The organism is Chryseobacterium vaccae (assembly GCF_009602705.1).
In the GTDB taxonomy this organism is placed as follows: Bacteria; Bacteroidota; Bacteroidia; order Flavobacteriales; family Weeksellaceae; genus Chryseobacterium; species Chryseobacterium vaccae.
The window spans coordinates 2360595-2374306 of sequence record NZ_VSWH01000001.1 but is presented as its reverse complement, the minus strand read 5'-3'; the positions used below and the strand labels follow the sequence as shown (position 1 = coordinate 2374306).

Here is a 13712-nt window from a genome sequence, read left to right as displayed (position 1 = left end):
AAATTTTATGAAACAGTCTTTATTTTTAATTTAAATAAGAAAAATTCATTTGAATCATTCTAAATATGATAATTCACTGTTGCTTTTTATACAGATGTTTTTAAAAATTAACTAACTTAATTGCATGATTATGTCTTTTGCAGGAAGAGCAGTTGATGAATCAGTAATTTCTGAATTATTATAGTTTTTAACTATCATTTAAATTAAAATTAATAGATTGTGTTTATTGAATAAGCGTTGTAAGTTTGTCATGTTCTTACAACAGAGAATATAGAATATTAAACGGTATTAATCAACATAAAATTTAAACGACAATGGAAAAAGATTTGAATGACATCAGTAAATGCCCGTTCCATAACGGAACCATGAAACAGAGTGTAGCCGGTGGCGGAACCCAGAATCAGGATTGGTGGCCTAACCAGTTGAGAGTAGATCTTCTGCGCCAGCATTCATCCCTGTCAAACCCTATGGAAAATGATTTTGATTATGCAGAAGCATTTAAAAACCTTGATCTGGAAGCGGTAAAAAACGACCTTCATGCCTTAATGACTGATTCTCAGGATTGGTGGCCGGCAGATTTTGGACATTACGGGCCTTTATTCATCCGTATGGCCTGGCATAGTGCGGGAACGTATCGTGTAGGAGACGGAAGAGGTGGTGCCGGTGCCGGACAGCAGCGTTTTGCTCCGTTAAACAGCTGGCCGGATAATGTAAGTCTGGATAAAGCCAGAAGACTTTTATGGCCGATTAAGCAGAAATACGGGAAAAATATTTCCTGGGCGGATCTTCTGATCCTTACCGGAAATGTAGCTCTGGAATCCATGGGCTTTAAAACATTCGGATTTGCAGGAGGCCGTGAAGATGTATGGGAGCCGGATGCTGATGTATATTGGGGATCGGAAAAAACATGGCTGGGAGGTGATCTTCGTTATGCCCACGGTTCTGAAGGAGTCGTAGAGCATCACGGTGTTCTTCCTACGGACGACAACGCAGATGGTGATCTTCATTCCCGTAATCTTGAAAAACCATTAGCTGCCGTACAAATGGGGCTTATCTATGTAAATCCTGAAGGACCGGACGGTAATCCTGATCCGATTGCCGCAGCTAAAGATATTCGTGATACTTTCGGACGTATGGCGATGAATGATGAAGAAACCGTTGCTTTGATTGCAGGCGGACATACCTTTGGAAAAACGCACGGGGCAGGCCCCGCAGATCATGTAGGAAAAGAACCGGAAGCTGCCGGAATTGAACTTCAGGGATTGGGGTGGAGCAGTAACTATAAATCAGGAAGCGGAAGAGATGCAATTTCCAGTGGTCTGGAAGTTACCTGGACCGAAACTCCTACCGAATGGAGCAATTACTTCTTTAAAAATCTGTTTGAAAATGAATGGGAACTAACTAAGAGCCCTGCAGGAGCCCATCAATGGGTAGCCAAAAACGGAGCTGAGATTATTCCTGATGCATTCGATCCTTCTAAAAAACACAGACCAACCATGCTGACAACGGATCTTTCATTAAGACTTGATCCTGTTTATGAAAAAATTTCAAGACATTTTTATGAAAATCCAGACGCTTTTGCAGATGCTTTTGCAAGAGCATGGTTTAAACTTACCCATAGAGATATGGGACCCAAATCAAGATACCTGGGACCGGATGTACCTGCTGAAGAACTGATCTGGCAGGACCCTCTTCCGGATGTAGATCATGAACTGGTTAATGAATCAGATGTTGAAAATTTGAAAGAAAAGATTTTAAATTCCGGACTGAATGTTTCTGAGCTGGTATCTACAGCCTGGGCATCTGCATCTACCTTCAGAGGAAGCGACAAACGTGGCGGAGCCAATGGAGCAAGAATAAGATTAGCACCTCAAAGATATTGGGCAGCTAATAATCCTTCCCAGCTGCAACATGTTTTAAGTGGATTGGAAAATATTCAGAAAGAATTCAATGACGCTCAAAACGGAGGGAAAAAAATATCAATTGCTGACCTTATTGTTTTAGCAGGAAGTGCTGCGGTAGAAAAAGCAGTGAAGGCAGCCGGATATAATTTTAAAGTTCCGTTTGCTCCGGGAAGAGCAGATGCTTCACAGGAACAGACGGATGTAGAATCCATGGGCTATTTGGAGCCAGCCGCTGATGGTTTCCGTAATTATCTGAAAAGAAAATTCTCAGTACCTACGGAGTCTTTACTGATAGACAAAGCACAGCTCTTGACGCTTACCGCTCCGGAACTTACCGTACTAATCGGAGGTATGCGTGCTTTAGATACCAATTTTGACGGATCAAAACACGGAATTTTCACCAACAGACCAGGTGTACTGACCAACGATTTCTTTGTGAATCTTTTGGATATGAAAACGCAGTGGAAATCAGTTTCCACGGATAATGAACTTTATGAAGGAAGCGACCGGTCTACTGGAGAGAAAAGATGGACAGCTACCCGTGCAGATTTGGTTTTCGGTTCCAATTCCGAACTGAGAGCTATTGCTGAAGTATATGGAAGTGCAGATGCTCAGGAAAAATTTGTAAAAGATTTCGTCGCTGCATGGACTAAAATAATGAATCTGGACAGATTTGATCTGAAATAAAGATCTGTCTACCGGAGATGATGTTATACAATGCCCCTGGCCATTCGGTCAGGGGTATTTTTGTTAAAATAGAATAGGAAAATGAACGTATTTTGAGAAACTGTTTTTTTATCAAAATGAAATATAATACGACAAGTTCTGTCGCTTTGAGGCTATAGCTTTGCCTGAAAGAGAATAATCTAGATTCTCTTATGAAAAAAATAAAAAGAAAAACAAAATAAATGATATAAAGTCTCGTTTAAAGAATTCTGCTGTCTTAAAAAAATGTTAAATTTGCGGCGGGAAATAATAAAGACTAATATTAACTTAAAAACATGAATACATGAGAAAAATGTATGCAGGCGCTCTGACTGTATGTAGCGTCTTTACTTTTTCTGCGCAGGAAGTCTTATGGCAGAAAGACCTCAAATCCTCCACTCAGGATTTCCTAAGCCAGATTACCACCACCATCGATCAGCAATACCTGATTACTGGAAGCTCAATTCAAACAAAAAGCCAACAACCAGCTGCTAACAAGCAGAACAATGGCTACGATTTCCACCTTGTTAAACTCAACCAACAGGGAGAACAGGTCTGGGAAAAATACCTTTCAGGACAAAATCACGACTATCTTTCCGCTTCTGTTTCTACGCAGGAAGGAGGATTCCTTATAGCAGGCACCTCGTTTTCAGGTAAGGGACTGGACAAAAAAGAAGAATCCAAAGGCGGATCAGATCTCTGGCTGGTAAGACTGAATGAATTCGGGGATGAATTATGGCAGAAAACATTAGGAACCGCTTCCGATGAAGAAGCCAGAGCAGTCGTTCAGACTACAGATTTAGGATTCTTTGTGGCAGGTAATGTTCAGAACTCTTCCAAAGGTTATGGCTCTAAAGATGCCTGGATCATCAGACTGGATAAAAATGGGAAAGAACTTTCGCAAGTAATCTTAGGCGGAAAAGGATTAGATGAAGTAGAGAAAATGATCCCGACAAAAGACGGCGGTGTCCTAATAGGGATTTATTCACGAAGCTCAATTGGAGGAAACAAGAAAACGGAGAATTCCGGCGAAGGCGATTACTGGATTGTAAAGCTTGATAAAACGGGAAAAGTAGAATGGGAAAAGAATTATGGAGGAAAAGGAGATGATCATTTAAGAACTCTTGCTTTAACATCCACAGGTTATCTTATTGGCGGAGAATCCCGATCCGAGAGATCCGGCAACAAAACCGTAGGCATAGAAGAAGGCACTGATTTATGGTTGGTTGCTTTAAACGAAAGAGGAGAAGAACAATGGCAGAAATCCTACAACTTCAAAAACCGTGATATTCTGATGGGGATGAGTGTGATTCATTCCGCAGATGATAAAACTTCCAAAGGAATATTACTCGGTGGTTACACCCAGGCAGAAGGGAGAATAGAAAAAGATGATGAAACATTCTGGATGCTGTATCTGGATCAGGAGGGCAACGAACAGTGGAGAAAGCATATTACCGGAGAAAACCGAAAGAAAGAAGAAAGACTTTCGGATATTAAACTGAACAGAGATGGCTCGATCATTCTTGCCGGCACCAGTGCGGAGGAATTAGGAAAAGAGAACTGGAAAATTGTGAAACTGGGTGACAGTCAGCTGGATAAGCTCATCGAAAAACAGGACATCAAAATTTATCCGAATCCGGTCTCCGATTATGCTTACATAGAAATAGGTGTTGACTTTTCAGAATCCGATATTCTGGTGTATGACATGGGCGGAAGACAGCTTCAGAACGTGAAAACTAAGAATAAAGTGACTAAGATTAATACCCAGCCACTGGTTCAGGGGGCTTACCTAGTAGTGATTAAAACCGATACTAATAAAACAGCGAATGCAAAACTGATAAAGAAATAAAAACTGATAAAGAAATAAAAACTGATTATGAAGAAAACGAATTATATAAAAGCTCTGGGCCTGGTCCCTGTTTTTTTAGGGGCACTGTTCTATGGACAGGCCGGAATAGGCCAGTCAACCGGATCGGCACCTAAACAGATCCTGTCATTCCCAACAAGTCCTGATGCCTATTCATTTGGCAAAGTAGATAACATCCCTGTGGATTATTTTAAAGGGCAGGTCAATATTGACATTCCTATCTATACCATTCAGGTAGATGGTTTAAGTATTCCCATCAGCTTAAAATACAATACAGGAGGCGTTAAGCAAAATGAAATTGCAAGTTCAGCGGGTCTGGGCTGGTCCTTAAGCATTCCCAACAGGGTGATGAGATCCATTGAAGGAATGGATGATGAAAAAGCCGGGATTTATTTTAAAAATTATACCGAAGCCCATAATTATTATTCCAACAGCCCGTATGATCTGAGCGATAATGCCAGTGATCTGTTCTATAATAACCTCATAGATTCAAAGCCGGATCTGTACAGCTACTCTTTACCGGGAGCCGGAGGGAGCTTTATTGTCAATGCAGGAAAAGGCTATACCATTCCTCATGAAGACCTGAAAATTTCGGCAGATATCTCTTCCATCAATGTAACTGACAACAAGGGAAATATTTTCGCATTAAGCCCTAAAAATATGGTGATGTCACGCCGCCTCGGAAGCTTTGCAGAAACCTCCAGCAATCTTTATCTGTTAGATAACCTGAAGACCTACAAAAATAATATAATCAGTTTTGAGTACAATAAAAATCAGGGCTATATTGAAAAGACAAAATACGAGACGAAGAACCTGCTGAAGAATGTGGTTATTCCCTATTATGTCTATGAAGACGGATTTATGGAAGAAAACCCGCCCAGCGTTCAGAGCACTGAAAATAATGCAGAACAGTTAATTACCAAAATTACCTTCCAGGATGGAGAAGTTAATTTCCTGTACAGCGGGGATCAGGGAGAAATGACTACTGATGACAGCCAGTTCCGGAAAGACCTGAACTCCAATACCGGGGCTGTAGCCTTAAAAAGGATCATCGTAAAAAATAAAGCCGGGAAGATTATCAGGGATTTTTCCTTTATATACAGCTATTTTGAATCTGATAGCAATGTAAAAACCCATGTAGATTACCGCTTAAAATTGCACAGGGTAAAAAATAACCTGGAGAACAACTTTTATGAATTCACCTATAATGACGGCTATGCCCTTCCGCCAAGAAACGGCAATAGTGATGATTATTGGGGATATTTTAATTCTACCATGGTCTCCAATACCAGCATTCCAAGGTATGTAGACGGGATTTCGGCTTATTCAATCAGTAATATTCCTACGGGGAGAGACCGGTATACCAACTCGCTTTACGCTCAAATGGGGGTTCTGACGAAAATAAAATATCCGACAGGAGGAGAAAGAAAACTAGAATATGAAAGCAACTCTGTGGTGACCACCTCTGTAGGACTATTCCCTCAGATTAGCTACGTTACCACCCTAATCAGTGATTATATGGAGGTTGAGAACCCTGCTAATCAGTATTACGAAACGAAGGAGATGTTCCATACCTTCACTCCTGCTGATTTTCAGGATAAAATGAATGTTAAAATCAAAGTAGGCTTTGCCAACGGATGTTATAACGGTATTAATGATACAAGCGGCTTTCCTCCTGTCGGGATGGATCCTGATTATGAGGGACCTCTGGGCAGCTGTACCGGCAGCTGGTCTGTGCAGGGCCAGGGTGGTAAGACAATGAGCCGAAACGGAGTTCAGTATGATATCATTCCGACATTAACGCCCATTAAACTCACTTTAAGAAGAGTCAATGAATGCAGCTGTAGTGTAAGTATTTCGATGACGTATGATCAGATGATTACCAACAATACAGAAAAACCGGTTGGAGGATTAAGAATAAAACAGATTGAAGATGTGGATGCCTCCAACGTAAGCAATACCAGAAGGTTCTTATACAATTCCTCAGGAGCATTACGCAGGAAATTCCATTTCAGCAGTCCTTTTTACAGAATCCTGAGACCAGATCCGGCAATACCTGAAATGTCCGGAAACGATGTAATTGTTGAAAATTTTAGAATTTCATCGTCCGGAAACTCGTATATCAGTTATAATTCTTCCGATATTGTGACCTATTCCAAAGTAACGGAACAGAATGACCTGGGAGAAGTAGATCACTTCTTTACGAATGCTTCTGAAGGAGGGACCAGCATCTTTGCCATGAATTCTGACCCTTACAATGAATGGAAAATGGGACTTCCCATTAAAACAGTGATCAGAAAAGGTTCCGCTGTTTTAAAGGAACAATCCAGTACCTATGCCTTCAGCAATATTAAGAACAGCCTTTCAGGATATGTTCCGGAAACCGCTGATGAGATTGCTTTCGGAGCAGATTTTGATATTGTGAAGTTTCATTCACATTCACCTAATGTTACAGTGCCGGCTCTGCAGCTGTTTAATTACAACCCGATAAAAATTTATGGAGGCAAGGTTGAATTAAAACAGACCCGGGAAAAGGAATACTTCCAGAACAATAAAACCATAGAAACGGTAACGGATTACAATTATTCAGACACGAATATCAACAGCCCGATCAATCTGATTTCGCAGAAAACACAGCTGGCAGATGGCACAACCCAGGAAAGCATCTATAAATATGCCTATGAAAAAGGAAATCAGCGCCTTATTACAGCGAATCAGATCAGTACTCCTCTGGAAACCGAAATGAAGAAAAATAATAAAACCGTTTCCAGGGCGGAAACCCTGTATAATGATCCTTCCCATTTATTCCCAAGTTCTGTGCAGTCACTGGATATTCAGACTAATACTTTAGCGACAGATGCTAGCTATGATAAATATGATACCAAAGGAAATCCGTTACAGTACACCACCAAAGACGGAATTTCCACCGCCATCATTTGGGGATATAACAGTACCCAGCCGATCGCTAAAATAGAAGGCATTAAATACACCGATATTCCATCCTCTTTAGTGACCGGTATCATCACCTCGTCAGACAATGACAATATTCCCCCTCAGGGCGTATCGGCAGAACAGGCTGAGCTGAACCTCTTGGCGGCACTGGACAGTTTCAGAACTCATGCTTCATTATCCGGCTATCAGATCACCACTTACAGCTACGATCCATTAATCGGGGTGAAAAGCATCACACCACCTTCGGGAATCCGGGAAGTATACCTGTATGATACGGCGAACAGGCTGAAAGAAGTAAGAGAACACAACCCGAGCGGCAGAATCATTAAAGAATACCAATACCACTATAAAAACTAAGAACGATGAAAAAATACATATTCCCGATAGGTACCCTGCTGCTCTCAGGTATAGCCCAGGCTCAGCTTACCGATACAGAAAATTACGTCCAGTCCAAGACCTACCTTGATTATAACGGAACCCAGCCTTCCAAAACATTAGAAACCGTTCAGTATGTTGATGGTCTTGGAAGGCCCAAACAGGTTGTTAATGTAAAAGCTTCTCCTCTGGGAAGAGATGTGGTTACCCATATCACGTATGATGAGTTTGGAAGGCAGATTAAAGAATACCTTCCCATTCCCCAGGCAGGAACCTTAAACGGTGCTATTGTTCCCAATCCACTGGCTAATGCTTCAAGTACACCTTATGGCTCAGAAAAGATCTATGCTGAGAAAGTCCTGGAAAACTCACCTTTAGACCGTATTCTTGAACAGAAGCAGGTAGGAACAGCATGGGCAGGAAAACCTGTGAAATTTGAGTATGATGCTTCTGAAGACGGGGACGTAAGGAAATATACCGTCACCACGACCTGGGTAAACGGAGCTACCCAATCAGAGTTTAGTTCTGTAGAAAGCTATGGTGCTGCACAGCTGTATAAAAACACAATTATTGATGAAGACGGTAATAAGACCATCGAATTCAAGAATGGAAAAGGCCAGGTTATTTTAGTCAGAAAAATACTCAACAAAATCAAAAATACAGACACCTACTATGTTTATAATGAATATGATCAGTTGGCTTTTGTTCTCCCGCCATTAGCTTCCGGAGCGGCATCGCTGGATGAAGCCACGCTCAAAAATCTTTGCTATCAGTACCGTTATGACGGTAGAAACCGTTTGGTAGAAAAGAAACTTCCGGGTAAAGGCTGGGAATACATGGTGTATGATAAATCAGACCGTCTGGTCCTTACCCAGGATGCGAGTTTAGAGCAGAAAAACGAATGGCTGCTTACCAAATATGATTCTTATGGCAGGGTTGCTTATACCGCAATTATTGCAGGAGGCAGCAGAAGCAGCATGCAGGCTCAGGCAGGTCCTAATTTAATTGTGGAAAAGAGGCATACCACAGGATTTACTCAGGACGGGATGCAGGTGCAATATACCAATGATTATTTTAATGCTCTTAAAAAAGTTCTGAGTGTTAATTATTATGATACATATCCCCAGTACAGCTTCAATCCTTCTTTTCCAACATCTATTGAAGGAGAAACTGTTCTGACTGATACCCCTTCCTTAGATGGAAGAAGTACCAAAGGTCTTGCTGTGATGAGCCTGGTGAAGAATATTGAAGATGATAACTGGACCACAAATTACTCTTATTATGATACCAAAGGAAGAGTGATCGGAACCCACTCGATTAATCATTTAGGAGGCTACACCAAAACAGAATCTAAGCTTGATTTTGCAGGAGCTGTTCAAAAAGGTGTAACACGGCACAAAAGGCTAAGCACCGATACCGAAAGAGTAATTACAGAAAATTTCACGTATGACCACCAGAACAGGTTACTCGTTCATAAGCATCAGGTGGACAGTAATCCTGAAGAGATTCTGGCCCAGAACAGCTACAATGAGCTGTCTCAATTGGAAACCAAGAAGGTGGGAGGAACCAATGCAGGATCACCATTGCAGACGATTAATTATCTGTATAATATCAGAGGCTGGATGACCCAGATCAACGATCCTGGTAACTTAGGTAATGACCTGTTTGGTTATAAGATTAACTACAATCAGGTAGAAGGAGAAGAAACACCAAACAATGATTACAGCAGTTTAAAAGTAAAGCCTAAATTCAACGGAAATATCGCAGAAGTATCCTGGAAAACGTTAACCGAAGAAAACGAACCATTGAAAAGATATGGCTATGTTTATGACGGATTAAACCGTCTTTCCGCAGGTTTTTACCAGAAGCAGGGTAATGAAACGGCCAAAGAATATTTTGAAATCCCGGAATATGATCTGAACGGAAATATCACTAGACTGAAAAGATCAGCTGCCCTCCAGACAGGAAGTACAGCTGCTGTTGTGATTGATGATTTAAGATATGATTATACAGGCAATAAGCTGACTAAGGTGACCGATGCTCAGCAGAATTCATCAGGCTATCCATACCTTGCCAGTCCCGGAACAATTGGGTATGACAATGATAATGGCGCCGGAAATGGGAATATGACCAGTCATCCGGATAAAGGCATTTCTTCAATTCAGTATAATTATTTAAATTTACCAAAACAGATTACCCAAAACTCAAATCTCACCCAATATACCTATAGGGCAGATGGAGTAAAAGTGAAGAAGCTCTTTAAAAATCTGGAAACCCATTATCTGGATGGCTTTCAGTACAAATCTACGTTTGGTATAGAATCATGGAATGGAGAAGGGACTTACCATCCTAGCCCCAATGAAGTTCCGGTCTTAAAACTCAGAATCATCCCTACCTCTGAGGGATATTACGATGATCTTTTGGGACAATATGTCTATCATTATATTGACCATCTTGGAAATGTAAGATTGAGCTATGCAGATAAAAGCGGTGATGGAATTATCCAGCCAAGAAGGTTTAATGCATCCAATTGTACAGGTTGGTGGTGTATAGAGGACTGGAGGCCAGGGGAAATTGTGGAAGTGAACAATTATTATCCATTTGGGTTATTGCATGATTATACAGCAACAACACAGAATGCTTATCAGTACAAGTACAACGGCAAGGAGCTTCAAGAGACGGGAATGTATGACTATGGAGCGAGGATGTATATGCCGGATTTGGGAAGATGGGGTGTGGTGGATAATAAAGCTGAAAAATATCTTTCAATGTCATCTTATATCTATGCAGGAAATAATCCAATTGCGTTTATGGATCCTGACGGAAATGAATTAATTCTTTCATTTGCTACTGATACGGCACGGAAATCCTATGAGGATTTAGTGAGTGCCTCACTAGGAGGTAAATATTCAGCAATTTATACAAAAATAGAAGGTACAGATACATATAAGGTAACTCTTAATATGATTAATAAAGATACTTCCCTAACAAAAGAACAACAAGCTTTCTATGAAAGCTATAATGAAGTGGTTGGAGCAAAAGAAGTTGTTAGTCAATCAATAGTAGAAAATGACAAAATGACAGAAGTTGGAAGTTGGCAAACAGGAAAAATAGATATAGTTGATGTCTTAGAATTTGATAAAGCAGGTAAAGGTGGTACTAGTAGTGCTGGTGCTTTAACACACGAACATACTGAACAATTGGAAAAAGCTAAAATGGGTATTTCACAAGGAAAGCTTGGGAAAGTCGAAAGAAATGACAGTGGTAATATTGTAAAATTACCAGATTTTGATAAAGCACATGCAAAAGCTTTTAAAAAAGAAGGAAAAGTAAATGGGAATGAAAGAGTAGAAACAGATGGACCAATGAGCATTAATGTATATCAAGAAAAAGATAAAACTAAAACAAATCAAGCTATTTGGCCAACAGATGAAGGAGGATTAAGAATTAAAAAGACAAAGTTATAGTAATATGAAGAATATATTTTTTATTTTAACATTTTTGTTATTATATAATTGTACTAGTTCTATAAAAAGAAATAATAATATCTCTATTAATGGAGAATGTACGGAAAATTTAGATTTTAAACAGGAATATTTTAAAAAAATCGAAATTGTTAAGGATTATATCAAATTCCATAAAGGAGAATCAAAAAATACTTATGAAGCTTTGAAGTTTATAGGAAAATATTCTAGGGTTTCATTTGAAGATATGGCAAACTATGCAAGAACTTACCCTTTAGGAACTTATGAAAAAGATTATCCTGGTTGGTTAGATTGGTATGATAAAAATAAATGTAATAATATACAGTTTAAGAAATAAAAAATTAACTTAAAGTATAAAAAAATCTCATGCTGCCCCCTGCTGGTGCGAGCGTCTCGCTCGTGTTGGTAGATAAAAAAACCTTGCAAAAAGCGAGTTTTTTTTGTGTTAAAATGCAGCTACGCAGCTGTAGGTATAAATGGGCAAAATGGGTATCTTACAAGATATACTAAGGTTGAAGGAAAAAAGAAAATATTGATTAAAGAAGTAATCAATAAATATAAGTAGGGCATACATTTGTTTGCGAAATTTCCTGACTTTGCGCCAATAAACATAAAAACCACTGCATCTGTAGTGGTTTTTATATAAAGATTTATGAAAACCGCTATATTTACCAGTATAGAGACCACCTTGGTAATGCAAGGGTGAGCTATGCCAAAAACAGCGAAGGCGTTCTTGAAATAACGGATGTGAACAATTATTATCCTTTTGGTCTCAACCATATTGAAGGACAAATAGCTAAAGGGACGTTGGGAAGTTATTTTAACTATAAGTACAATGGCAAGGAGCTACAGGAAACAGGGATGTATGATTACGGCGCAAGAATGTATATGCCGGATCTGGGAAGATGGGGTGTTGTTGATCCGCTGGCGGAGCAATATCGCAGATGGTCGCCTTACAACTATGCTGTAAACAATCCTATTAGATTTATTGATCCAGATGGCCGCGGTGTAAATGATGTTATTATAACGGGAGATTATAAAGATAAGGTTTTAGCTCAATTACAGGCTGCTACAAATGGACAGTTAGATTTGAAGATGGACGAAGGTGGAAAAGTAACAGCTACAGCAGTAAAAGGAGCAAAATTAACGGATGCGTCCGCAACATTTTTAAAGGCAACGCAAGATAACTGTAATATAGCGGTCTTGAAATCAGATGGAGATTATAGATTCGACGATGGTACATTTTATGTTGGAGGAGCTTATGGAGGAAGCAAAATGGCTGGAAATGGGAAAATGATAGGAATTAATGTCGTAAATCCTATGGTTAATGAAAAAATGGATGAAGCTTTAGGTATACCAAAAGGAGTTGGTACTCTTCATGAAGCTCTTGAACTTTACTCAGGATTACTCAATAGTCCTGGTAGTCCTGGAGCAACATCTGAAGAAAATAACGCAAAAGGATATAATGCTGCTCATAAAGATGCAAAAAAATTAGATCCAAGATTTAGAGACCCAGGTAGTGACTTCACTACTGAACGTACAAAGGATAGGGTACGAAATACTGATGGAAGACTTTTATACACAGAAGAAGAAGTATTTTATATAAATAAAAAAACGAAAGAACAGACGTCTTTAGGGCGTTTTAAAACCTTACCATAATGAAAAAGTTATTAGCAATATTTTTGAGTTTTTTAGGAATTTCAATTTTTAGCCAATCTTCTCAACAAGAAAATACTATAAATTTGATAGCAAGGGTTGAGAAAATAGATTCTACAAATAACAGTTATATAATATATATAAAAAGTAAACCAGGAAAAGCAATATTTTCAGTTTCTAAAGTTTGTAATAATCAAGAAGAGTATAAATATAAAATTCAAAAAGGAAAGTTGTATTCTTTTAGACTGAAAAAATCACTTAGTATATATGGACATCAACCTAAAGAGCGATTTGATAAAGAATTAGTAGATAATAAGATAATTTGGACAAGTAAAATGAAGAGAACTTTTTATGAAGACTGCTTAAACATGTGTAGTTTATACATAGACAATGTGGGAAAGCAAAATAGTAAACTGGCTTATAAACGCTAACCCAGCTGGCGCAAGGCAAGCGTCACGCTTGTGCCATGAAGGTCTTCCCCTTGCTTTCCGAAGTTTCAAACTTCGGAGTAACATAAATAAGTAGCCAAAGCTAAGCAAAGTCTCCTGACTTTGCGCCAATAAACATAAAAACCACTGCATCTGTAGTGGTTTTTATATATAGGTTTAAGAAAACCGTTATATTTACCTAAGCAGGTTACCCAAAACTCAAATCTCACCCAATATACCTATAGGGCAGATGGAGTAAAAGTAAAGAAGCTCTTTAAGAACCTGGAAACCTATTATCTGTATGGCTTTCAATATAAGTCTACGTTTGGTATAGAATCAT

7 protein-coding genes are annotated in these 13712 nt (G+C 39.2%); all 7 read left to right on the top strand.

The window, feature by feature from the left end:
• Positions 1–314 precede the first annotated feature (314 nt).
• The 7 genes from katG to FW768_RS10760 all read left to right on the top strand — a co-directional run bounded on the left by katG (position 315) and on the right by FW768_RS10760 (position 13375).
• Positions 315–2591, top strand: a complete 2277-nt coding sequence (katG, locus tag FW768_RS10790) for a catalase/peroxidase HPI (protein WP_153395307.1) — start codon at positions 315–317, stop codon at positions 2589–2591.
• 322 nt (positions 2592–2913) lie between these two features.
• Positions 2914–4458: a T9SS type A sorting domain-containing protein gene (locus tag FW768_RS10785; RefSeq protein ID WP_153395305.1), complete on the top strand. Its 1545-nt coding sequence runs from the start codon at positions 2914–2916 to the stop codon at positions 4456–4458.
• A gap of 27 nt (positions 4459–4485) precedes the next feature.
• The gene (locus FW768_RS10780; protein WP_153395303.1) at positions 4486–7785 is read left to right on the top strand and encodes an RHS repeat domain-containing protein; all 3300 of its coding nucleotides are present in this window, start codon (positions 4486–4488) and stop codon (positions 7783–7785) included.
• 5 nt (positions 7786–7790) lie between these two features.
• Positions 7791–11270, top strand: a complete 3480-nt coding sequence (locus tag FW768_RS10775; RefSeq protein ID WP_153395301.1) for a DUF6443 domain-containing protein — start codon at positions 7791–7793, stop codon at positions 11268–11270.
• 4 nt (positions 11271–11274) lie between these two features.
• Positions 11275–11625, top strand: a complete 351-nt coding sequence (locus FW768_RS10770; RefSeq protein ID WP_153395299.1) for a hypothetical protein — start codon at positions 11275–11277, stop codon at positions 11623–11625.
• Positions 11626–11990: 365 nt separating this feature from the next.
• Positions 11991–12947 carry an RHS repeat-associated core domain-containing protein gene (locus FW768_RS24005; RefSeq protein WP_394349963.1) on the top strand — a complete coding sequence of 319 codons (957 nt, stop codon included), beginning with the start codon at positions 11991–11993 and terminating at the stop codon, positions 12945–12947.
• Positions 12947–13375 (top strand): hypothetical protein, encoded by a 429-nt coding sequence (locus tag FW768_RS10760; RefSeq protein WP_153395295.1) that lies wholly within the window; start codon positions 12947–12949, stop codon positions 13373–13375. The genes FW768_RS24005 and FW768_RS10760 overlap by 1 nt, the downstream gene beginning before the upstream one ends.
• The last annotated feature ends 337 nt before the right edge of the window (positions 13376–13712 follow it).